Source organism: Bradyrhizobium sp. CAR08 (genome assembly GCF_052871955.1).
On sequence record NZ_JBIXJX010000001.1, the window covers coordinates 276,371 to 298,531 of the forward strand.

At 64.5% G+C, this 22,161-nt stretch carries 24 protein-coding genes; 10 read left to right on the forward strand and 14 right to left on the reverse strand.

Features of this window, described 5'->3' with window-relative positions; genetic code table 11:
• Window positions 1-159: 159 nt before the first annotated feature.
• The 3 genes from ACIPUD_RS01255 to ACIPUD_RS01265 are packed head-to-tail and all read left to right on the forward strand — an operon-like array spanning window position 160 to window position 3,535.
• The gene (locus ACIPUD_RS01255) at window positions 160-1,119 is read left to right on the forward strand and encodes an acyl-CoA desaturase (protein WP_240543381.1); all 960 of its coding nucleotides are present in this window, start codon (window positions 160-162) and stop codon (window positions 1,117-1,119) included.
• Window positions 1,120-1,164: 45 nt separating this feature from the next.
• On the forward strand, window positions 1,165-2,547 hold the full coding sequence (locus tag ACIPUD_RS01260; RefSeq protein WP_085361392.1) for an MBOAT family O-acyltransferase: 1,383 nt from the start codon (window positions 1,165-1,167) through the stop codon (window positions 2,545-2,547).
• On the forward strand, window positions 2,522-3,535 hold the full coding sequence (locus ACIPUD_RS01265) for a hypothetical protein (RefSeq protein WP_446480009.1): 1,014 nt from the start codon (window positions 2,522-2,524) through the stop codon (window positions 3,533-3,535). Before ACIPUD_RS01260 ends, ACIPUD_RS01265 begins: the two co-directional genes overlap by 26 nt.
• 6 nt (window positions 3,536-3,541) lie before the next feature.
• On the opposite strand, the gene ACIPUD_RS01270 is transcribed toward ACIPUD_RS01265, so the two are convergent.
• The 3 genes from ACIPUD_RS01270 to ACIPUD_RS01280 form a co-directional block, all read right to left on the reverse strand.
• Window positions 3,542-5,242 (reverse strand): fatty acyl-AMP ligase, encoded by a 1,701-nt coding sequence (locus ACIPUD_RS01270; RefSeq protein WP_085361390.1) that lies wholly within the window; start codon window positions 5,240-5,242, stop codon window positions 3,542-3,544.
• 24 nt (window positions 5,243-5,266) lie between these two features.
• A complete protein-coding gene (locus ACIPUD_RS01275) occupies window positions 5,267-5,521 on the reverse strand; it encodes an acyl carrier protein (protein WP_018454262.1) in 255 nt (84 codons plus the stop codon).
• Window positions 5,522-5,745: 224 nt separating this feature from the next.
• On the reverse strand, window positions 5,746-6,552 hold the full coding sequence (locus tag ACIPUD_RS01280; protein WP_085361389.1) for a L,D-transpeptidase: 807 nt from the start codon (window positions 6,550-6,552) through the stop codon (window positions 5,746-5,748).
• Window positions 6,553-6,857: 305 nt separating this feature from the next.
• Here ACIPUD_RS01280 and ACIPUD_RS01285 point away from each other — a divergent pair, with 305 nt between their 5' ends.
• Complete coding sequence (locus ACIPUD_RS01285) at window positions 6,858-7,181, forward strand: hypothetical protein (protein WP_085349135.1); 324 nt, start codon at window positions 6,858-6,860, stop codon at window positions 7,179-7,181.
• Between the two features lie 48 nt (window positions 7,182-7,229).
• On the opposite strand, the gene ACIPUD_RS01290 is transcribed toward ACIPUD_RS01285, so the two are convergent.
• Together ACIPUD_RS01290 and ACIPUD_RS01295 are read right to left on the reverse strand one after the other, a co-directional pair.
• Complete coding sequence (locus tag ACIPUD_RS01290; protein WP_018454266.1) at window positions 7,230-7,991, reverse strand: ABC transporter permease; 762 nt, start codon at window positions 7,989-7,991, stop codon at window positions 7,230-7,232.
• Window positions 7,988-8,911: an ABC transporter ATP-binding protein gene (locus ACIPUD_RS01295; RefSeq protein ID WP_085361388.1), complete on the reverse strand. Its 924-nt coding sequence runs from the start codon at window positions 8,909-8,911 to the stop codon at window positions 7,988-7,990. Before ACIPUD_RS01295 ends, ACIPUD_RS01290 begins: the two co-directional genes overlap by 4 nt.
• Window positions 8,912-9,191: 280 nt before the next feature.
• Here ACIPUD_RS01295 and ACIPUD_RS01300 point away from each other — a divergent pair, with 280 nt between their 5' ends.
• Window positions 9,192-9,905 (forward strand): hypothetical protein, encoded by a 714-nt coding sequence (locus tag ACIPUD_RS01300; RefSeq protein WP_446480010.1) that lies wholly within the window; start codon window positions 9,192-9,194, stop codon window positions 9,903-9,905.
• A 397-nt stretch (window positions 9,906-10,302) separates the two neighbouring features.
• On the forward strand, window positions 10,303-11,292 hold the full coding sequence (locus ACIPUD_RS01305; RefSeq protein WP_085360610.1) for a zinc-binding metallopeptidase family protein: 990 nt from the start codon (window positions 10,303-10,305) through the stop codon (window positions 11,290-11,292).
• A 22-nt stretch (window positions 11,293-11,314) separates the two neighbouring features.
• Here the strand turns inward: ACIPUD_RS01305 and ACIPUD_RS01310 are convergent, their stop codons facing one another.
• On the reverse strand, window positions 11,315-12,166 hold the full coding sequence (locus tag ACIPUD_RS01310; RefSeq protein WP_085360779.1) for an alpha/beta fold hydrolase: 852 nt from the start codon (window positions 12,164-12,166) through the stop codon (window positions 11,315-11,317).
• Between the two features lie 124 nt (window positions 12,167-12,290).
• Between ACIPUD_RS01310 and ACIPUD_RS01315 the strand changes: the two genes are divergently transcribed.
• Both ACIPUD_RS01315 and ACIPUD_RS01320 read left to right on the forward strand, forming a co-directional pair.
• Window positions 12,291-12,908 carry a CGNR zinc finger domain-containing protein gene (locus tag ACIPUD_RS01315; RefSeq protein ID WP_085350313.1) on the forward strand — a complete coding sequence of 206 codons (618 nt, stop codon included), beginning with the start codon at window positions 12,291-12,293 and terminating at the stop codon, window positions 12,906-12,908.
• A 128-nt stretch (window positions 12,909-13,036) separates the two neighbouring features.
• Complete coding sequence (locus ACIPUD_RS01320) at window positions 13,037-13,969, forward strand: LysM peptidoglycan-binding domain-containing protein (RefSeq protein ID WP_446480011.1); 933 nt, start codon at window positions 13,037-13,039, stop codon at window positions 13,967-13,969.
• Between the two features lie 336 nt (window positions 13,970-14,305).
• Here ACIPUD_RS01320 and ACIPUD_RS01325 read toward each other — a convergent pair whose 3' ends face one another.
• The 4 genes from ACIPUD_RS01325 to ACIPUD_RS01340 form a co-directional block, all read right to left on the reverse strand.
• Entirely contained in the window at window positions 14,306-14,545 is a 240-nt protein-coding gene (locus ACIPUD_RS01325; RefSeq protein ID WP_018454273.1) for a hypothetical protein, read from the reverse strand.
• Window positions 14,546-14,571: 26 nt separating this feature from the next.
• Complete coding sequence (locus ACIPUD_RS01330) at window positions 14,572-14,889, reverse strand: hypothetical protein (RefSeq protein WP_018454274.1); 318 nt, start codon at window positions 14,887-14,889, stop codon at window positions 14,572-14,574.
• 116 nt (window positions 14,890-15,005) lie between these two features.
• Window positions 15,006-15,461: a small heat shock protein HspD gene (gene hspD, locus ACIPUD_RS01335; RefSeq protein ID WP_446480134.1), complete on the reverse strand. Its 456-nt coding sequence runs from the start codon at window positions 15,459-15,461 to the stop codon at window positions 15,006-15,008.
• Between the two features lie 198 nt (window positions 15,462-15,659).
• Window positions 15,660-16,733, reverse strand: coding sequence for a tartrate dehydrogenase (locus ACIPUD_RS01340; RefSeq protein ID WP_377788761.1), 1,074 nt, complete (start codon window positions 16,731-16,733; stop codon window positions 15,660-15,662).
• Between the two features lie 125 nt (window positions 16,734-16,858).
• On the opposite strand from ACIPUD_RS01340, the gene ACIPUD_RS01345 reads away from it, so the two are divergent.
• Together ACIPUD_RS01345 and ACIPUD_RS01350 are read left to right on the forward strand one after the other, a co-directional pair.
• The gene (locus tag ACIPUD_RS01345; RefSeq protein WP_085350297.1) at window positions 16,859-17,776 is read left to right on the forward strand and encodes a LysR family transcriptional regulator; all 918 of its coding nucleotides are present in this window, start codon (window positions 16,859-16,861) and stop codon (window positions 17,774-17,776) included.
• Window positions 17,777-17,813: 37 nt separating this feature from the next.
• A complete protein-coding gene (locus ACIPUD_RS01350; protein ID WP_446480012.1) occupies window positions 17,814-18,638 on the forward strand; it encodes an aspartate dehydrogenase in 825 nt (274 codons plus the stop codon).
• Window positions 18,639-18,641: 3 nt separating this feature from the next.
• Here the strand turns inward: ACIPUD_RS01350 and ACIPUD_RS01355 are convergent, their stop codons facing one another.
• The 4 genes from ACIPUD_RS01355 to ACIPUD_RS01370 all read right to left on the reverse strand — a co-directional run bounded on the left by ACIPUD_RS01355 (window position 18,642) and on the right by ACIPUD_RS01370 (window position 22,132).
• The gene (locus ACIPUD_RS01355) at window positions 18,642-19,946 is read right to left on the reverse strand and encodes a PQQ-dependent sugar dehydrogenase (RefSeq protein ID WP_018454279.1); all 1,305 of its coding nucleotides are present in this window, start codon (window positions 19,944-19,946) and stop codon (window positions 18,642-18,644) included.
• A gap of 142 nt (window positions 19,947-20,088) precedes the next feature.
• Window positions 20,089-20,298 (reverse strand): hypothetical protein, encoded by a 210-nt coding sequence (locus tag ACIPUD_RS01360; RefSeq protein ID WP_018454280.1) that lies wholly within the window; start codon window positions 20,296-20,298, stop codon window positions 20,089-20,091.
• A gap of 145 nt (window positions 20,299-20,443) precedes the next feature.
• Window positions 20,444-21,070 (reverse strand): methyltransferase family protein, encoded by a 627-nt coding sequence (locus tag ACIPUD_RS01365; RefSeq protein ID WP_007600907.1) that lies wholly within the window; start codon window positions 21,068-21,070, stop codon window positions 20,444-20,446.
• Window positions 21,071-21,100: 30 nt separating this feature from the next.
• A complete protein-coding gene (locus ACIPUD_RS01370; protein WP_018454281.1) occupies window positions 21,101-22,132 on the reverse strand; it encodes an NAD-dependent epimerase/dehydratase family protein in 1,032 nt (343 codons plus the stop codon).
• Between the last annotated feature and the right edge of the window lie 29 nt (window positions 22,133-22,161).

Below are 22,161 nucleotides of genomic sequence, written 5' to 3' on the forward strand. Positions count from 1 at the left end.
GCGGCTCGTGGGGCAAGGGAAAGGGGCCATATTTCAACGCGTTTTGGCGCGTCCGGCCGATCGTATAGGTTTTCGTGGCTGTTGAAACCTTGGGCGGCGGCTTGGGTTGCGGCCGCCGCGGGGGTATGTACTCATAGTCGGTGCCCTGGAATCCCGCCCGTGCAGCAGCAACGCGATCATCGAATTATCCGCAGCCGGCATTTTCGCCGGATGCAGCGCCGGCATTTCATGATCTTCGACGTTTTGCCCTTCGTCGGCACGCTGCTGGCGCTGGTCCTTCTGTTCTACCGCCCGATCGGCGCGATGGAGCTTGGCCTGTTCGTCGGCTTCTGGCTGGTGACCGGCCTCGGCCTTACCGTCGGCTATCACCGGCTCTTCACCCACCGCGCCTTCGCGACCTCCACGGCGATGAGTGCGATCCTGGTCGTGATGGGATCGATGGCCGGCCGCGGTCCCATGCTGTCCTGGGCGGCAATGCACCGCCGGCACCACGAATTGTCCGATCACGACGGCGATCTGCATTCGCCGCGGCTGCACGGCGACGGCGCATTCGGCCGCCTGCGCGGCTTCCTGCACGCGCATTTGACCTGGATGATCGCGCACGATTATCCCAACGTTGCGCACTATGTCCCGGACCTGATGGCGGATCGCAGGCTGGTTGCAGTCAACAGCTACTATTACAGTTGGGTCGGTCTCGGCCTGGTGCTGCCGGCCGCGATCGGCGGCCTCGCCACGATGAGCCCGTGGGGCGCGCTGACCGGCTTGCTCTGGGGCGGCGTGGTGCGCATGTTCGTGGTCGAGCAGACCATGTCCGCCATCAACTCCGTCATGCATAGCTTTGGCGCGCAGCCGTTCGTCACCCGCGACGACAACAGCCGCAATCTCGGCGTGGTGGCCTGGCTTGCCTGGGGCGAGGGCTGGCACAACAACCACCACGCCTTTCCCTATTCCGCGGCCTTCGGCTTGCGCTGGTTCGAGTTCGATCCGGGCTTTGTCTTCATCCGGGCGCTGGAAGCGCTGGGACTGGCCTGGGACGTCAAGGTGCCGAGCGAGGAGAAGATTGCGCGACGCATGCTGCGGCAGCCGGGTGACGCTGCGCCCGACCTCGAAACGGGCTGAGCATCATCCGCCGGCTCACGCCGGCGATGGCGCGGCTGTGAACCGATGCTGTTCAACGACTATCCCTTTCTCCTGGTCTTCCTGCCCGCGGCGCTGCTGATCTATCGCTTGGCCGACCCCTATCCGGGCTTGCGTATCGGCGTGCAGGTCGCGCTGTCGCTCGCCTTCTATGCCTGGGGCAGCCCGTCCTTCATCCTGCTCCTGATCGGCTCGATCGCGATCAACTGGCTCGCCTCGTTTGCCTATGGGCGCGTGAAATGGCCGGCGCTGCTGACGCTGGTGATCACGCTCGATCTCGCGGTGCTGGCGCTGTTCAAATACGCCAACTTCGTTCTCGCTAATCTGGGTCTCGTGCTCGGTACGACGCTGCCGGTGCTCGACGTCGGGCTGCCGCTCGGCATCTCCTTCTTCACCTTCCATCACATCATGTATCTGGTCGACCTGAAGCGCGGCAGGGCGCCGCTCTATGCGTTCGACCGCTATGCGCTCTACATCGCCTTCTTCCCGCAGGCGATCGCCGGCCCCCTGGCGCGCTGGTCGGAGGTGATGCATCAGTTCGGCAGGCAGGTCTACGTTCCGGGCTGGCAGCGTCAGTTCTGCATCGCCACCTGCTTCATCGCGATCGGCCTGTTCGAGAAAATCGTGATCGCCGACGGCCTCGCGCATCTGCTCGATCCCATCTACGCGCAGGCCGCGAACGGGCCGCTCGCGGGCGGTGACGCCTGGCTCGCCTTCTGCTTCTCCTTCCAGATCCTGTTCGATTTCTCCGGCTATTCCGACATCGCGATCGGCCTCGGCCTGCTGTTCGGCGTGCAGCTGCCGTACAATTTCGATGCGCCGCTGCGCTCGACCAATATCCAGGATTTCTGGCAGCGCTGGCACATCACCCTGATGCTGTTCCTGCGCGATTACGTGTTTTATCCGCTGGTCAATCTGCGCCTGCTGCCGCGGCGCTGGCTGCCGGTGCAGTTTTTCGGCGCGATGATGATCACGATGGCGCTGTGTGGCCTCTGGCACGGCGCGAGCTGGACCTTCGTGCTGTGGGGCGTGCTGCACGGGCTTGCGCTGGTCGCCTGCACGCTGTGGCGTCGCTATGGCCCGGAGTTCCCGTCATGGCTCGGCTGGGCGCTTACCGTGCTGTTCGTGCTCGCGACCGGCGTGATCTTTCGTGCGGGATCGGTGGAGGCGGCCTGGCATGTCTTCGCCGGACTGGCTTCGCCGCTCCCGCTCGAGCGCGGAAAGCATTTGTGGCCGCTAATCGCAGCGCCGCTGTTCGCCTTCCTGCTGCCGGCGAGCCAGGACATCGTGGCGGTGCTCACGCGCCGTCCCAATCCGTGGCTTGCGGGTCTGCTCGGTCTTGGGCTATTCGCATTGCTGCTTCACATGGGTGGTCGGGATCTCCATGAGTTCGTCTACTTCAAGTTCTGAGACCGATCTCGGCTGGGGCCGGAGCTTGCTGGCGTGTCTGGGCACGCTGATCGGGGCTGCGCTGCTGGTGCTCGCACTGATGGTGGCGGTCGATCCCTATGACAGCGGCAAGCTCGGCCTGCTTGGCATCGACGGCGTCGATAATCGTCTGACCAAAATCACGGCCGCGAGCCGCGCGCGGGATCCGGATTTCAATGCCGCGATCCTGGGCAATTCGACGGCGCAGATGGTCGAGCCGGCGGAATTGTCGCGCGCAACCGGCCTGCGGTTCGTGCAGCTCTACATGACCGGTGCATTTCCCCGCCAGGAGCTCGCAGTGCTGGACTTCTTCCTGCGGAATCACCGGGAGGTCGGCGCACTGGTGATCGTGACCGACCCTGGCTGGTGCACGCATGCACGGGCGAAGGAGGAGGGCGGCGTCCCGTTTCCCGACTGGCTCTATGACAGAAGCGTCGTCGCCTACGCCGCACGGCTGATCTCCTGGCAGGCAATCGAGCACGCCTTTCAACGCATCAGTATCGGCCTTGGCCGGCGACCACGGATGAACCCTGACGGCTTTGTCAGCTACGAGGACATCTGGCCGCCGGGCCAATTCAAGGAAGTCGGCTGGCCCAGGGATCCGGCGCCGGCCTCGTCTGCCGAGATGCGGGCGACATTTCCCGAGATCGCTGCGCTGGCAGATATCGTCAGGGCATTGCCGGCCGATGTGCCCGTCGTCATCATCGTGCCGCCGACCTTGGCGACCACCGTGCCGAAGCCCGGTACGGAAGCCGCCCTGGAGCGCAGCGCCTGCGATGCCGCGCTGAAGAAAGTGGTCGCGGGCCGACCGCGCAGCAATTTCATCAGCTATCGCGTCGACAACGATCTCACGCGCGACCGCGCCAATTTTGCCGACTTCATCCACTATCGCCCAATCCTCGCGCGCAAGATCGAGCAGGGGATCGCCGTGAGCCTGCGCGATGGGGAGCGCGCGATGATCGATTTCTGAATCGTCTCAGCCGAGCTGCTCGAAACCGCCATCGAGCCAGAGCTTGCGCGCCAGTTTGCGCTGGATCTTGCCGCTGGTGGTCTTCGGCAGCGTGCCGGGCCTGATCAGCGCGATGTGGCGCGCGAAGAGTTCGTGGTTGTCGGCGACGGCCTCGCGAATTCGGCCCTTGATCGCTTCGGTGTCGATCGAGTGGCGCGCGGTGCGCTCGATTTCCTGGACGATGACGAGCATTTCTTCGCCGGTCTCGTCCGGCACCGAGAACGCCGCGCCGCAGTTTTCGCGCAAAGCTCCATCGAGCGATTGCACCGTGCGCTCCACGTCCTGCGGATAATGGTTGATGCCACGGATGATGATGAGGTCCTTGATTCGTCCCGTGACGAACAATTCGCCTGTGACGTCGATGAAGCCGAGGTCGCCGGTGCGCAGCCACGCTCCGTCTTCGCCGGCAATCTGCGCATTGAGCCCCTCGCGCGTCGCCTCGTCGTTGCGCCAATAGGCGCGGGCAATATTGGCCCCACTCACCCATATCTCACCGACGCGATCCGGGGGCAGCCGCGTGCGGTTGTCCGCGTCCACGATGGCGATCCGTTCGCCGGTGAGCGGGCGCCCGCAGCCGACGGCGACCTGTGTATCTTCGGCGTCGGAAGGCGCCTGCGCCGCATGCGCCTGCAGCGCCGTGCGGCTCACGCTGCGTGTGACATGACCGCCGCCACGGCGTCCGCCGGAAATCAGGAGCGTCGCTTCCGCCATTCCGTAGGCGGGATACATTGCGCGCGGATCGAAGCCGTGCGGCGCGAATGTCTGGGTGAACCGCTCGATGGTTTCCGCATGCACCGGTTCTGCGCCGTTCAGCGCGATCCTGAGCGAGGACAGATCGATGCCCTCCATCTGGTCGGCGCGATAGCGGCTGACGCAGAGGTCGAAGCCGAAATTCGGGCTGCACGCCACTTCCGCGCGATAATGCGCGATCGCGCGCAGCCAGCCGAGCGGCCGCTGCATGAACGCATTCGGCGCCATCAGCGCGCAGGTCGCGCCGACATAGAGCGCTTGCAGCGCGTTCAGGATCAGCCCCATGTCGTGATAGAGCGGCACCCAATTGACGTAAGTCGATTGCCGGGTGTTGCCGAGCGCGAGCCGGATCATCTCGAGATTAGCGAGCAGATTGGCGTGGCTCACCATCACGCCTTTGGGCGCGGACGTCGAGCCGGAGGTGTATTGCAGGAAGGCGATGTCGTCCGGCGCCGGCTCGGGTAGTTCGATTGTCTCACCTACGGCCGCGGCGAGATCGACCTCGATCCAGCGGATGTGCTCATGCGCGAAGCGTGCCCGCAAATCACCGCGGAGCGCGACGGCCGAATTGGTCAGCGCCAGCGCCGGCGTGCAATTGGCGAGGATCGCGGCGCTGGCATCGCGCGCGCCGTTTCGCCGCGGCATCATCATCGGCACGGCGATGATGCCGGCCATCAGACAGCCGAAGAACGCCACTATGAATTCGATGCCGGGCGGAAACACCAGGATGGCGCGATCGCCGGGACGCGCGGCCACGGTCAGTCGCGACGCGAGCGCGCCCGCGGCATCGTGCAGCTGTCGAAAGCTGAGGACAGCGTCCTCCGTCCCGCGATCGGAGACGAAGACATAGGCGCGGTCGTCGGCCTGCTCCGCCGCACGCCAGGCCAGCAATGCCACGAGCGAGCGGAAGGTTTCCATGGGTTGCGCCGACTTCAACCGCCCTCAGGCGGCGGGGCGGATTGCGCGCTTGTCGGCGAGAAACCGCGACAACGCCTCAACGGTCGGATGGTCGTAGAAGTCGTCCGTCGATAGCTCGAGGTCGAGCTTCTCCTCGAGTTCCATCATCAGGTAGACCAGCATCGCCGAATCGAGGCCGAGGCGGCTGAATTTCGTGCCGATATCGACGCGGTCGCTCGAAATTCGCAGGATATTTGCCAGGGCGGTAACGCAGAAATCCGAAATCTGCTCGCGTGTCATGTCATGTCCCAGAAACAATGGGAACGACAATAGGGGCGAGCCCCTGGTTGTCAATTTGGTCGGAACGCCGCTGCGTTGAAGGTTGTGGACTGTTGCTTCCTTGCGTCGGCCGGTGCCCAATCCGTGCACGGGCTGGCGCCATTTCCTGCGGTCGATTGCGGCAAGCGCCCGTCGCGGCAGCGGCTTCCTGATTCGCTGGCGCGGCAACGGCGCGTTCAAGTAGGTCAGTTCTGGTAGTAATAGCCCCGCGGTTGGTAAACCTGCCGGGGCTGCGGCTGATAGTAGGTGCCCTGCTGGCCGTAGCCCTGATTGTAGTATTGCTGCGGCTGCGGCTGATAGACCTGTGCGTCATAGAGCGGGCGGTTGCCGCGCGGCGCGGGGTAGCGCGCGCCGGTGTCGCTGCCGTCGGCCGGATAGATGTAGTTGTCGTCTTGCGGCATGTAGCGGCGGGCAGGTGCGGCCTGAGGCGTCAGGTTCACGGGATCGCCTGATGTGGCGTACTGCTCTTCGGCGGGCTGCGGCGCGCGGGCCACTGCCGTGGGAGTGCGGCCACGCGGATTGCGGGCGAGCGCCACCTGCGCCGAGCCGGTCAGCGTTACCGTGGTGTTGAGCACGCCCTGCTGCTGCACTAGCGCGTAGAGCGTGGTGGCATTCTGGCGCGACAGCCGCACGCAGCCATGCGAGGCGGGCGTGCCGAGCCGGCCGACCGAGTCGGTGCCGTGGATGGCGTGCCCGACCTTGGTGAAGAAGATCGCGTGCGGCATCGGCGCGTCGTCGAATTCCTTGGAATAGTGATCCTCTTCCATGCGGAAGGCGCGGAACGCGCCGTTCGGCGTCTCCCGCGAGGGGATGCCTGTCGACACCGGCCAGTGGTAGCGCGCGACGCCGTCGACGGCGACGGTCATCTGCTGATTGTCCTTGTCGACGGTGATGTCGACCTTGGCCTGCGCGGCGCCCGCGCTCAAAAGCATCAGGGAGGTGAAAGCAATAAAAAACGAACGCATCTGACTCGTGGCCTCCGGCCTGTTCATACTAGGCGCCGCGGCTCTCCGTCCCCCGGCGTGCATTATGCCTGCAATCGCGCTTTCGTTCCAGCGGCCTGCAAAGCTAACCTTATTGCCATCGTTAACGGGACGCCCGGCGTAAGCAAGGCCGCTTTGTGCCGCAAAGCGAGCGGCAGCGCTGACATTTTCGCGAGCGGGAGATGCGTTCACAACGCCGACAATTCATCACAATGGTGCAACCATCCGGGGCGCAACCATTTGGCCGCATCGGCGTTGACGATCGCTGCCTCGACCGGCCGCTTCCGCGGCCGGTTTTACCTTTGGGAATGAAGATGAACAAAGTTTGCGTCGCCGCCGCTTCTCGGCCGGCTGGTCTGCCTTTCCGTGTGCTCTTCGCTGGCGCGGCCGTTCTGGCCGCGCTGTCCTGCGTCCCCCAGCCTGGCCATGCCCAAGGCATCGTTCGGGGCGCCCAGGAAGGTTCTTACGAAGGCAACCGGATCGCCGGCCCCGTCGGCGGCGTGGTTGGGGGCGCGGTCGGCGCCGGTGTCGGCGGTGCCGTCGGCGCGGTCGAGGGGGTGTTCGGCATTCCCCATCGCGGCCACCGTCGGTGTCGCGGCTATTACGACGGATACAACCGCTTCCACTGCTATCGGTAGAGCTTGCGATTCCGGGGCGCGCGCGTGCCCCCCGGAATGACGGCCGGATCAGTTCTTCAACCGATATCCCGTGCGGAAAATCCACCAGATCACGACCAGGCAGATCACCAGGAACGCCGTTGTCATGCCGATGCTGACGGCCATGCTGACGTCCGCGATCTCGTAGAAGCTCCAGCGGAAGCCGGAGATCAGATAGACGACCGGATTGAGCAGCGCCACCGTGCGCCAGGCGGGCGGCAGCATGTCGATGGAATAGAAGCTGCCGCCGAGGAAGGTCAACGGCGTCACCACCAGCATCGGGATCATCTGCAGCTTTTCGAATCCGTCGGCCCAGATGCCGATGATGAAGCCGAACAGGCTGAACGTCACCGCCGTCAGCACAAGGAAGGCCAGCATCCAGACCGGATGATGGATGTGCAGCGGCACGAACAGGCCAGCCGTGGCGAGGATGATCAGGCCGAGGATGATCGATTTGGTCGCGGCCGCGCCGACATAGCCGAGCACGATCTCGAAATAGGAGATCGGCGCCGACAGGATCTCGTAGATCGTGCCGGTGAATTTCGGGAAGTAGATGCCGAACGAGGCGTTGGCGATGCTCTGCGTCAGCACCGAGAGCATGATCAGGCCTGGCACGATGAAGGTGCCGTAGCTGACGCCCTCGACCTGGCTGATGCGCGAGCCGATCGCGGCGCCGAACACCACGAAATACAGCGAGGTCGAGACCACCGGCGAGACGATGCTTTGCAGCAGCGTGCGCCAGGTGCGCGCCATTTCGAACAGGTAGATGGCGCGGACAGCGCGGTAGTTCATGAGGCCCTCACGAGATCGACGAAGATGTCCTCGAGCGACGATTGCGTCGTGTCGAGATCGTTGAAGCGGATGCCGGCCGTGCGGAGATCGCCGAGCAGGCTGGTGATGCCGGTGCGCTCGCCCTGGGTGTCGTAGTCGTAGACCAGCGTCGCGCCGCCGTCGCAGAGGTCGAGCTCGTAATGCCTGAGGCTCTCCGGCAGCGCATCGAGCTTGCCTTGCAGATGCAGCGTCAGCCGCTTCTTGCCGAGCTTCTGCATCAAGGTGGCCTTGTCCTCGATCAGCACGATCTCGCCCTTGTTGATGACGCCGATGCGGTCGGCCATCTCCTCGGCTTCCTCGATGTAATGCGTGGTCAGGATGATGGTGACGCCGGATTGCTGGAGCGTGCGCACCACCTCCCACATGCCCTTGCGCAGTTCGACGTCGACCCCGGCGGTCGGCTCGTCCAGGAACAGGATCTGCGGCTCGTGCGACAGCGCTTTGGCGATCATCACGCGACGCTTCATGCCGCCGGAGAGCGTGATGATCTTGCTGTCCTTCTTGTCCCACAGCGAGAGGTCTTTCAGCACCTTCTCGATATGATCGGGGTTCTTCGGCTTGCCGAACAGCCCGCGGGAGAAGCTCACGGTCGCCCACACGCTCTCGAAGGCATCGGTGTGCAATTCCTGCGGCACCAGCCCGATCAGCGAGCGCGCCTTGCGATAGGAGGTCTGGATGTTCTCGCCGCCGACGAGGACCTTGCCTTCGCTCGGATTGGCAATGCCGCAGATGATCGAGATCAGCGTGGTCTTGCCGGCGCCGTTGGGGCCGAGCAAGGCGAAGATTTCGCCGCGCGTGATGTCGAGATTGACGTTCTTGAGCGCCTTGAAGCCGGACCCATAGGTCTTCGACAAATTGGCGACGGAAATGATGGAGGACATGATTGCCGCAAGTCTGAGGGGCTAAGGCTGGGGAGGGGAGGCTGGAACCTACCGGGAGGGGCGGGTCAGCGGAGCCCTGACATAGGAAGGCCCTTGCGCGGCTGCAATTAGCGGGAGAAAAATGGCCTCGAAACAGCTCCTTCCGTGGCAGGTTTCGGGCAAGTGTTGCGCGATGGTCACGGCTTGATGCTAAGATCGTCGTTCACGCGGCTCTTTGTTGCGTCTGCGAGCAGGCCATGGCTACGATTCCGGCCGAAGCATATTCCCAGGGAAAAGATCGATGAGACCGAACGGCCGTCACACCGCTGGCGTCAGCCAGTTGTCCGCCCTCCGTGCCTGGGCGATGGGCCTGCTCCTGCTGTCAGCTGTTGCCATCAGCCCGACCACCGCCAGGGCGGCGCCGAGCCAGGCTGCGGTCGCGACCACGCATGTCTACCTCCTCCGCGGCGTGCTCAACATCTTCTCGCTCGGGCTCGACACGATCGGCGCCCGGCTCCAGGCGCAGGGCATCCCGGTGACCGTCTCGAACTTCGTGTCCTGGTCCTCGCTCGCCGATGAGGCCGCCACTGCCTACAAGGCCGGCCGGCTCAAGACCATCGTGCTGGTCGGGCACTCCTCCGGCGCGACCGCTCTGCCGGACATGATCGCCAAGCTCAACCGTCTTGGCGTGCCCGTGAAGCTCGCGATCGGGCTCGACTCCGTGTTCAAGACCAAGCTGTCGACCGGCGCTGAACGCTACATCAACATCTATATCGGCGACGGCCCCGGCGAGCCGGTGAAGCGCGCAGACGGTTTTCGCGGCAAGCTCGACAATGTCGACGTCCGCGGCTCCGGCGTCGGCCACATCTCGATCGACAAGAACGAGGCGATCCAGCGCCGCGTGATTGCCGAGATCGACGCCGCAATCATGCGCTCGCGCGCACCTGCTCCGGTTGCCGAACCCGGCGGGCCCGGGCCGGCGCGCTCGGCGGCGGCAACGGCTCCCCGGAATTAAGCCCTTCGCCGCAAGCCACTGAATTGACAATGCCGCCGTCATGCCGACGGCGGCATTGTCGTATCTGCACAAGCCGGGACTTGATCACCCGCCGGTCGAACGAAGGGAACTCGGCACACGATCTGGTGTTGTTACACCATGACGAGGAGACGAGACGTCGGCCCCATGGCGGTTCAGCCCGAGCGAACCTGGGCCGGCCGGCCTGTTTCCGAACATGTCCTGGAGAAAAAGCCGCAGCCTCAATCGGGCCAGTTGAGCGCGACGCGAGCCGTCCTGTTAAGGCGGCACGCGCTCCGAACCCAGCGGGCGTTGCTCGCCGACAACAGCGACGGTCGCACGAGTTCCTCGAAGTGATACGCCGGGTTTCCGGTATGCCGTCTGTCTGAGGCCAGTCCACGTGAAGTTTTTTCAGTGCCCGTCATGCCGCCATCCTGTCTCGTTCGAGCACGTCGCGTGCACGAATTGCAGCACCGAGCTGGCGTTCGATTCCTCGCGCATCGAGATGACGAAACTTGCATCCCATCAATCTTGCCGTAACCGCGAGATCATCGGCTGCAACTGGTGTGTCGAGGGCGCGGACTGGTATTGCGGCTCGTGCCGCCTCACGCGCACGATTCCAAACCTTGGCAGCACCAGAAACATCATGCTCTGGCGCCGCATGGAGGAAGCCAAGCGCCGTCTTCTCTATGATCTCAGTCGCCTCAGGCTTCCGCTCGTATCGCGCACCGGCGCAGAATTGGCTTTCGACATTCTTTCGGACGAGGTCGGTCCCATCGTGACGGGGCATCTCTCGGGCCTGATCACGCTCAACCTTGCGGAGGCCGACGATGTCGAACGGGAATCTCGCCGCGTGGCGTTCCGGGAGCCGTACCGCACGCTGCTCGGGCATTTCCGGCACGAGATCGGTCACTTCTATTGGGACCTGCTCGTCGACGGCACGACATTCCAGGCCCCGTTCAAGCTGATCTTCGGTGACCAAGCGCAGGACTATCAGGCCGCGATCAACTCCTATTACAGCCGCGCCGATCGTTCATACGACCGAAGCGGCTTCATCAGCGAGTACGCCACGTCCCACCCCTGGGAGGATTGGGCGGAAACGTTCGCGCATTTCCTGCATATCGTGTCGACGCTCGACTCGCTGGCAGGTTTGCCGTTGGCGCTGGACGAGCGCGCCCGGCAGACCCTGACGGATCCCTATCTCGAGAGCGACTTCGAGGCACTCCTAGCACTGTGGATGCCGCTTGCTCGCAGCATCAACGAACTCAACCGCTCGCTCGGGATGAGCGATGCATATCCCTTCGACATATCGCCGGCGGTCAAAGGCAAGCTGCATCTCGTCCATATGGCGATCAGCGCATTCCGCGCTCAGCAGAGCCTGGCGGCGTAACTTTCGCGGAGGACAGCCCCCGTTACGTCAGGAAGGTACGAATGCTGTCCGCGATTTCCTTCGCGTGCGTCTCCAGCGCGAAATGACCGGTGTCAAAGAACTGCACCAAGGCGTTCGGATTATCGCGCTTGAACGCTTCGGCGCCGGGCGGAATAAAGAATGGGTCGTTCTTGCCCCAGACCGCGAGGAACGGCGGCGTGTGCTTGCGGAAATAGTCCTGGAAGGCCGGATAGAGCGCGACGTTGCTCTTGTAGTCGCCGAACAGGTCGAGCTGCACGTCGTCCGAGCCCGGGCGCGCAAGGTAGAAGTTGTCGAGGCTCTGGCCGTCCGGTGACACGGTCATCGGATCGGGGACGCCATGCGTGTACTGCCAGCGCGTCGCTTCCGGCGTGAGGAGCGCGCGTAGCGCGTCGCGATTGGCCGGCGACGGATCCTGCCAATAGGTCTTGAGCGGAGTCCAGTCGTCGCTGAGCCCTTCCTCGTAGGCGTTGCCGTTCTGTGAGATGATTGCCGTGATCCGCTCGGGGTGACTGAGCGCAAGCCGGAAACCAGTCGGCGCGCCGTAATCGAAAACGTAGACCGCGAAACGGTCGAACCCGATCATTTCGGTGAAGCGTTCGATCACGCGCGCGAAATTGTCGAACGTGTAACGGAAGCTTTTGCGCGAAGGCATGTCGGATTGGCCGAAGCCGGGAAGGTCGGGCGCCACGATATGAAACCTGTCCGCCAGCAGCGGGATGAGGTCACGAAACATGTGGCCTGCGCTGGGGAAGCCGTGCAGCAGCAGGAGTTTTGGCGCTCCGACACGACCGGCCTCGCGATAGAACACCTTGAAGCCCTCGACATCCGCGGTCCGGTACGCGATTGCGGCCATGACATTCTCCATCTTAGTAACCACTAAATTGCCTACTAAGAGGTTACGTCCCCTTACCGTAACTTGTCAACGCCGTTCTATCAGGTTATCCGAGTCCAAGCTCCCGACCGGCCAAGGACCGCTCATGGACCGCCCGCCCGCCATGTTCATCGCCGACTCCCTCGGCCTCGACTTCCTCAACTCGGTGGCGACGCCGCTCGATACGCCGGTCGACTGGATCGATGATGGTCATGGCCTGATCGACTGGCTGGCGCAGGCGAAGCTGGTGCCCGCGGATGATCTGCACGCGCTGACGGCGCGCGCCACGCCGGAGGAGCTGGACAAGGTTGCGGATCAGGCGCGCGCCTTGCGCGAATGGTTCAGGGGCTTCGTGCGCAAGCATGCAGGCCGACCGCTCACGACGGATGCATTGCGCGAGCTCGATCCGTTGAACAGCCTGCTGGAGCGCGACGAAGCGTTCAGCCGGATCGAGCCGGGCCATGCCGATGGCGGCGCTCTGGCATTGCGAATGAGGCGGCGCTGGCGATCGCCGGAGGCGCTATTGCTGCCGGTTGGCGAAGCCATGGCGAAGTTCGTTTGCGACGAGGATTTTTCGAACGTCAAGGCGTGCGAGGGGCACAACTGCACCATGCTGTTCGCCGACCACACGCGCAGACGCGCGCGGCGATGGTGCATCATGGCGGTCTGCGGCAACCGCGCGAAACAGGCCGCACACCGCAGCAGGCTCAAGAGCATGCAGTGATTGGGGGGCGAGATGCTGGAATGAGCGCGGATCGAGCCCCGGTTCCGTGCCCCAAATTCCACCCAATCGACCGTCACTAAGCGCCTTTGGGGGAGGCTGCAGCCTCCCGGAGTGGGACTGCTGGACTGATGATCGATTTGAGGCGACTTCTCGCGCTGGCAGCCGTTGCGCTGCTCGCCTTGAGCACCGGGACGACCGCTGCCTCACCTGCCAAGACGAAGCCCGCCGCGGCCGCACCCGTCGCGCCGCCGCCCCCACCGTTCGAGCCATTGCCGCCGCCGAAGATCTACCTGTTCCGTGGCGCCATGGGGCCGTTCTTCTCCACCGGCATGGACCGGCTCGAAGAGAAGCTGACGCAGGCCGGCTTTTCGGCCAACGTCTATGAATTCACCATCTGCCGATGGATCGGCGATCGTGCGATCTCCAGCTACAAGGAAGCGCCGGCGCCGATCGTGCTGATGGGGCATTCGATGGGCGGGCTTTGCTCGATCGTCATCTCCGAGATGGCGGCCAAGGAGAACATCCCGATCAGCCTCGTCATCACCATCGATCCCGCGCATGCGACCGGCGACGTGCCGCTCAATGTCGAGCGCTTCATCAACATCTATCTCTCCGACAGCGTGCTTGGCGGCGGCAACGTGGTCGCGGTGCCGGGCTATCGCGGTCACTATGCGAGCTATGACCTGAAGGAGAACGCGCGGGTCAGCCACATCAACATCGAGAAGTCCGACGACATCCACCGTCAGATCGTCGACATGGTCACGCAGTTGCCGCGCATTCCGCCCCAGACGCAGGTCGATGCCGTGCCGCTGCGTTATCTCGTGCCGGCGAATACGCTGGTCGAATTGTGGGACAGTGGCGTGCGGCTACCGGTGCGCCGCGGCGACACCATGGAGAGCATCGCGGCAGCCAATCGCGTGCCGCTGTGGTCGCTGGCGCAGAGCAACTCGCTGCCGGAGAACGCGACGCTCACCCCCGGCCAGTCCATCATCGTTCCACGCCACCTGACGCCGCCGGAGCCGACAGCCGTTATGGCGAACCCGCCGCCGGGACGGCGGTAAGCAGTCAGCAACGGAGATGGTCGGGATGGGCTGATGCAGGCACCATCCCTCGCGGCACCTGTCATTCACGCATCTTGTGCCGCGGCAGCCATCTTGATGCGGGTGTCGCCAAGGAGGAGCGAGCCGTGGCGGAAGCCCGGCCCGCCGGGCGATAGGGCGCGGCGAGAAGCATCATAAACAAGGCCCTGTCAGCCGCATATTTGGCAGCGGGTCGGCCATTTTCGAAGCCGTGCATGACCAGGCGTCCTTCCGTCGTGCAGACACGCCATCGCCATGTCCTTCGACCGCACTTCTTCAGGAACACTTCGAATGTCGGGAGGTGTTCGGGCATGTCGATCACCCGTGCCGGCTTGCCGTCAGGCGCGTGGTGGCGTTCCCCATCGCCCGGCTCGGAGCCTGAAAGGTGAGCGGAAAGGCGGAGACGGCGAGCTTCTCGATCGCCGAGCGCTCCTCGGACACACGTCTCTCGATGAACCGCCGTTCGAACTCGGTCAGCTCGGTCTTGAGCAACCGCTGATAGCGGCTGATGTTGCTGCGGTGGCCGCGCAACAAGGCCAGCTCTTCATCAAGCATCATCGCAATCCCCGTTGAGCTGTCGTTGCCTAGGCTGCGAGGCCGGTTCGTTCGACGGATCGCGTGCGGACCGGCTTGCCGCCCGGAGGGCCCTTCGGATGGTGGTCGAGGCTCGCGAGCGCTTCCAGAATTTCGTCGATGGTGACGGCTTTGTCCGAGCCGGGCAGCTCCCGCAATGTCGGGCTCGAGGCGACACTGGCTGCGTCCGAAGCCCAGGACGCTAGGATCGCGCGCTTCTCGCCGATCGACAAAGTTGGATCGGCTATGACGTCGCGGGGATGATCATAGACGGAGCCAGGGTGCAATATCGCGTTCAGATCGATGATGTTGTCGGCATGATCGAGCATGAGAGGTCCTCCTCCTTTCTCTAAAACCTCTGACTTGCATTCGGGTACGCGATCGAAGGCCATGGCCCATGCCGCCCGACGATCGGGCGGGATCACCGGCCTCCGACAGACCGAATTCAGGCGGCTTTGCCCTCGAGTTGATGCACGTTGTCGGACGGCGCGGCATTGATGGCAATTCGCCGCGGCTTCATGGCTTCAGGGATTTCCCGGACCAGTTCGATCTTGAGCAAGCCGTTCTCGAACGAGCTGCTGTGCACCTGAACATACTCGGCCAGGTTAAACTGCCGCTTGAACGGTCGCGCGGAAATGCCCCGGTAGAGATACTCGCGTTCGGTCCTGTCCGGCTTGTTTCCCTCGACGGTCACCGCATTCTGCTCGGCCGTCACCGCGACCTCGTTGGGTGAGAAGCCCGCAATCGCAAGCGAAATCTGGTAGCGATCCTCGCCGAGACGTTCGATGTTGTAGGGAGGATAATTGTCCTCGCCGGCACGCTGTGCCGTTTCAACGAGGTCGAAAAGGCGGTCGAAACCAACGGTCGAACGCCACAAGGGAGAGAAGTCGTAAGCGCGCATAGCCAGATCCTCCAAGGAGCAAAATGGATACGAACGACACCGGACACGACCGGTGCCCGTCTCAGCTTCCCGACCCACCAGGCGTCGGGAACGCCACCTCTCGGCGGCAGCGGAAAAATAAAAAAAGCCCGTTTTGGTTTCAAGAGGGGGGCTCAAAATTTTTCGGAAACCCTGGCGCTCCCGCTGACGTAGCTCGGATTACACGTTCGATCCGTGGATCGCTTCGATCACGGCATCGGTCACGTCCTTCGTCGTCGCCTTGCCGCCGACATCGGGCGTCAGCACGCCGGCCGCGCAGACGCGCTCCACCGCGGCCATCAACCGCACCGCCGCGTCCTTCTCGCCCAGATGCTCCAGCATCTGTGCGCCGGTCCAGAACGTCGCGACCGGATTGGCGATGCCCTTGCCGGTGATGTCGAAGGCCGAGCCGTGGATCGGCTCGAACATCGAGGGGAAGCGGCGCTGCGGGTCGATATTGGCGGTTGGCGCGACGCCGAGGCTGCCCGCCAGCGCCCCGGCGAGGTCGGAGAGGACGTCGGCGTGCAAATTGGTCGCGACAATGGTGTCGAGGCTCTTCGGATGCAGCGTCATGCGCACCGTCATGGCGTCGACCAGCATCTTGTCCCAGGTCACATCGGGGAATTCGGCCGCGACTTCGGCTGCGATCTCGTCCCACATCACCATGCCATGGCGCTGCGCGTTCGACTTGGTCACCACGGTCAGGAACTTGCGCGGGCGCGACCGCGCCAGCTCGAATGCATAGCGCATGATCCGCGTCACGCCGACGCGGGTGAACACCGCGACCTCGGTGCCGACCTCTTCGGGGAGACCCCTGTGGGCGCGGCCGCCCATGCCGGCATATTCGCCCTCGGAATTCTCGCGCACGATCACCCAGTCGAGGTCGCCGACGCCGACATTGCGCAGCGGCGAGGCGACGCCCGGCAAGATCTTGGTCGGCCGCACATTGGCGTATTGGTCAAAGCCCTGGCAGATCGGCAGCCGCAGGCCCCACAGCGTGATGTGATCGGGCACGTCGGGCGCACCGACCGCGCCGAAATAGATCGCGTCGAATTTCTTGAGCTCCGCGAGACCGTCGGCCGGCATCATCACGCCGTGCTTCTTGTAATAGTCCGAACCCCAGTCGAAGGTCTTGATGTTGAAGGCGAGGTCACCGCTGCGGTTGGCCAGCGCCTCCAGCACGCGGACGCCGGCGGAGATGACCTCGGGGCCGATGCCGTCCGCGGGGATCGCTGCAATCGAATGGGTGCGCATGAAGGGCTCCGTCCAGATGTCGGTGGGGTTGCGTAACGCTAGCGAACCTAGGGGCCGGGACTCAATCGGCGCTGGTTTATACAAAAAAATGATATAATCCCGTCACAGGATCAGAGGACCGGTGGATGGAATTGCATCAGTTGCGATGCTTCGTGGCGGCGGCCGAGCAGTTGCATTTCGGCCACGCGGCGCAGCATCTCCAGATGCTGCCCTCCGCGCTGGGCCGCCAGATCAAGCTGCTGGAGCAGGATCTGGACACGCGACTGTTCGCACGGACGACGCGTGCGGTGTCGCTGACGGAAGATGGCGCGACGCTGCTGCGTGATGCCCGTGCCATCCTCGCCCGCGTCGAGGCGGTCGAGACCAACCTGCGCAATCGCGCGCGCGCGGGGGCTGCTCGAAAACTCCGGGTCGGCGCCATCGACAGTGCCGCGGCGGGGCTGTTACCGGCGCTGCTGCGCGATTTTCGCGCAAAGCATCCCGATATCGCAGTGCAGCTCCTGGAAGAGAAGACCGTCCGGCTGCTGCCAAAGATCCTGACCGGCGCGCTCGATCTTGCCTTCGTGCGTCCACCGGCTCAGCGGGACAAGCGGCTCGAATTCCGCGATCTGCTGCAGGAAACAGCCATCGTGGCCTTCCCGCAGCGCCACGCGCTGGCCAAACGCAAGTCGATCACGCTGGCGGAGATCGCCGAGGAGGCGATGCTGGTGCCGGATCGTCGCTCGCGGCCGCACAGCCACGACCTCACGATAAGACTATTCGAGCAGGCAGGCCTCACGCCGCGCGTCGTGCAGGTCGCCGACGAGAAGCAGACCATCATCAATCTCGTCGCAACCAGGCTCGGGGTCGCGATCGTGCCGCGCTGGACCATGCGGATGGCGGTGTCAGGCGTGCGCTTCGTGCCGCTGCGGCCAAAGCAGATCGGGCCCGTCGGCCGGCTGCCGCTCGCTGCCGCATGGCTGCGCGGCTCGCGCGACCCCGCCCGCGACGCAATGCTCTCCGTGCTCGAGACGCGCCTGCGCAGCTATGCGCGCGACGCCTGAGGCGCTATGACATCGACTTGGCGAGAGGGGTGATGCGATGGCTGAACGGACAGCTTCGAACGAATTGCGGGTTGCCGTCGCGGGGCTCGGCTCGATCGGCACCAAGATCGCGACCGCGCTCGATCAGGGCATCGAAGGATTGACGCTCTCCGCCGTGGCGGTGCGCGATCCTGCAAAGCATCAGAAATTGCTCGGCAGCCTGCGTCGTCCGCCATCCCTACTGCCGCTCGACCAGCTCGGCGACGCCGCCGATATCGTGGTGGAGTGCGCGCCGAGCAGCCAACTCCGCGCGATCGTCGAACCCGCGGTGAAACGCGGCAGGGCCGCGGTCGTTGTCAGCGTCGGTGGGCTGCTCGACAATTTTGATCTCGTCGATCTCGCCCGGGCCAATGGCGGCCGCATCCTCGTGCCGACCGGCGCGCTGATCGGGCTCGACGCCGTCAACGCCGCCGCGATCGGCACAATTCACTCGGTGAAGATGGTGACGCGCAAGCCGATCGACGGCTTGAAGGGCGCGCCGCTCATCGTCCAGAACAACATCGATATCGACAATCTGCGCGAGCCGCTCAAGCTGTTCGAGGGGACCGCGCGAGAGGCAGCGAAAGGCTTTCCGGCCAATCTCAACGTCGCGGTCGCGCTGTCGCTCGCGGGCGTCGGGCCGGATCGCACCCAGGTGCAAATCTGGGCCGACCCGACCGTGACGCGCAATGTTCATCGCATCGAGGTCGAGTCGGATTCCGCGCGCTTCTCGATGTCAATCGAGAACGTCCCCTCCGAGAATCCCAAGACCGGGTTGATCACGGCACTGTCGGTGATCGCGCTGCTCCGCAAGCAGCGCACCACGCTTAGCGTTGGAACATAACCTTCAAGCGCCCGTCACGCGCCAGATCACGTTGCCGACGTCGTCGGCCATCAGCAGCGATTTCTTGTCGGGACCGATCACGACGCCGACCGGACGGCCGTAGGATTCTTTCTCGTCCGGCGCGAGGAAGCCGGACAGGATGTCGCGTGCTGGACCCGAAGGCTTTCCGTTCTCGAACGGGATGAACACCAGCTTGTAGCCGGACAGCGTGCTGCGATTCCACGAGCCGTGCTGGCCGATCGCCATGCCGTCGGGGAAGCCCGGCAGCGTGCCCGCGGGCATCCAGCACAGGCCGAGCGAGGCGGTGTGGCCGCCGAGCGCGTAGTCAGGCGTGAGTGCCTTGGCGACCATCGCCGGATCCTGCGGCACGCGGTCATCCACCGTCTTGCCCCAGTAGCAATAGGGCCAGCCGTAGAAACCGCCATCGCGCACCGAGGTCAGATAGTCCGGCGGCGTTTCGTCGCCGAGGCCGTCGCGCTCGTTGACGACGGTCCAGAGCACACCGGTCGTCGGCTCCCAGGCGAGACCAACCGGGTTGCGCAGGCCGGCGGCGAAGATGCGGTGCGTACCGGCGACGAGGTCGAGCTCGTAGACGGCGGCGCGGCCTTCCTCGACCTCCATGCCCATCTCGCCGATGTTGCTGAGCGAGCCGACGCCGGCATAGAGTTTCTTGCCGTCGGGGCTTGCGAGCAGGCTGCGGGTCCAGTGGCCGCTCGGCTTGAAAGTGGTGAGGCGCTTGCCCGGCGCGGTGATGCGATCGGCATTCGCCACGTACGGGAAGGCCATCACGCCGTCGGTGTTGCCGACATAGAAGGTGTCGCCGACCAGCGCCATGCCGAACGGCTGGCTGAGGTTTTCCATGAACGCGCCGCGATACTCCGCGACGCCGTCGCCATCCTTGTCGCGCAGCAGCGTGATGCGGTTGGCGCTGACGCCGAGCGCGGCGGCGCGCCGCATCGTCGCTTGCATTGCGTAGTGAAACACGGACCGCGGCGCCCCCGCGATCTGCGTCGCCTCCGCGATCAGCACGTCGCCATTGGGCAGCACCTCGATCCAGCGCGGATGGTCGAGGCCGGTCGCGAACGCATTGACCTTGAGCCCGGGTGCGACCGTCGGCTTCTGTCCTTCGCTCCAGCCCCGCGCCGTCGGCATCTTCAGTGTCGGAATGGCGCCTTGCGGTTTTGCTTCGGGAATCGCGGGCGACTGGCCCCAGGCCGGCGCAGGCACGGTGCCTGACAGCTTCCGCCATTGCAGCGCGATGCCGCCGAGAAGCGCAACGAACTGCGCAAAGATGCTGGAAAACGTCATGAGAAGCCCCTGTTTGCGGGCGCATCCAACGGGCTGGCGGGGCAGACGTCAACCTGTGCGATGGGCCGCGGGGCTCTATTCCCGTGGAATGGCAGCCGTTCGAATTTGCATGGGACGAATGCCGGCAAGCGGGGCCCGGAGATCAGTGGCCGATCTGTCGCTCTGCCCGGCGCGCCGCGCGAAAATCGTCCAGATGATGGATGTTCGGCGCGAGCGCGGCCTCCCTGGACAGGAGATGATAGACACGCGCCACGGTGCGCTGCTTCTGCTTCGGCCGCCCCGGCGGCAGCGCCCGCGCCTTGCGGACGGCGGCGATCGCGTGCTCGCGAAAATAATCGTAGGCGTCGGACATGGCTCGATGCTCTGCGGTCAGTGGCAGGTATCGAGAGGCTAACGGGCTGGAGGGAAGGCAGTTCCTCTCGCTGTCGTCCCGGCCGAGTGCGCAATTGCGCACGGGGGGCCGGGACGACAGCGAATGTGGGGCGCGTCCGCCGCTCTCAGCGCGGCGACAGGAACGGGATGATCATCGGCACGCGGCGGCAATAGGCGCCGTAGGCGTCTTCGCCGAGCTCCTTGGACAGGAACACTTCTTCCATCCGGCCCTTCTGCCACATGCCGAGCGAGATCAGGATCGCGCCGAGCATCGCGGTCACCGTGCCGACCGCGATGCCGGTCACCAGCATGCCGAGGATCAGGCCGGTGTAGATCGGATGGCGTACGATGCCGTACGGGCCGGTGTCGATGACGCGGTGGTCTTGCTTGTGGGTGATGGTGTTGGACCAGAATTGTCCGAGATGCAGCCGTCCCCACCAGGTGAAGGAGATGCCGGCCAGCACGATCAGCGCCACCACGTAGACAGCTGTATTGCTGAACACCCAGAGCGGCTTCTCGCCGAGCACTTCCGCGGTCCATGGCGTGAACAGGATGCCGCCGACCAGGATCGGGATGCGATAGCGGCCGGACTCCAGCGTCATTACCTGCTTCTGGGTGCGGCCCTGCCAGAACGAGGCGCCGACCCAGCTTGCGAGCCAGGCGAGCCAGATCAGGGCGAGCAGTTGCGTCGGCCAAGTCGTGGTCCAACCACCCCAGGCGACAGAGAGAAGCTTGCTGAAATCGAAGGACATGCGGAAAGGTTCTTTGGGTTGGGCGGCAGCTCAGCTGGCGCGCGAGGAGAGCGCGTGATGCTCGATGGCGCCGGAGGCAAGCGCGCCGCCGCGGGCGAGAAGATGGGTGATGGTTTCGCGCAGGACCGGCTCGATCGGGCGCGGCGCGTAGCCGAGTTCGGTGCGCGCCTTGCTGATCGAGAGGTCGCTCGCGGCGAGCGCAATGCGCACGCCCTCGGCGGTGCCGTTGGGCGGCCTGCGCGTGATGCGGTCAGAGAGATATTCAAGCATGATGCCGGACAGCTCGGCCATCTTGCCGGGAACGACGACCGGGAATTGCCGGCGGCCGCTCATCGCGGACATCATCCGCAGAATCTGGCCGAGCCTGACGCAGTCGCCGCCGAGGATGTAGCGCTGGCCGTTACGCCCGCGTTCCATGGTCAGCACGAGGCCCATGGCAACGTCGCGAACGTCGACGAGATTGACCGGGAAGTCGAGATGCGGCTGCACTTTCTTCTGCAGGAAGTACCACAGCATCGCAGTCGGCGGCGTCAGATTGTGGTCGGCAGCACCGATCGGCATGGTCGGGGTGCCGATCACCAGCGGAAAACCTTCAGCTGCGGCCTTCGCGGCGCAATGCTCGGCCAGCGATTTCGACCGCGTGTAGGCGCCCGGCATCGCATCGGCCGGCTGCAGCGCCTCTTCGGCGGGAACACCGTTGAGGTCGGAATAGGGGAATAGGATCGATTCCGTCGAGCAGTGCAGAAAGCGCGAGACCCCGCGCTTCATCGCGGCCGCGAGCACGATCTCGGTGCCGCGGCAATTGACGTCGTGAAAGGCCTGCTTGTCGGCGACCCACATGCCGGGCAGGCCCGCGAGGTGATAGACCTGATCGACCCCAGCAATCGCGGCATCGACCGCGGCACCGTCGAGCACCGAGCCTTGGGCATATTCAACGTCGGCATACGGCGCGGCAGGCGCACGGACGTCGAGAACACGCACCCGCTGCCCACGGGCGCGGAGCGCTTCTACAAGATGATGTCCGATGAAGCCGCTGCCACCGGTAACCAGTACGAGAGCCATGCAGTAGGTTTGCTGTTTCGCGTCTAGAA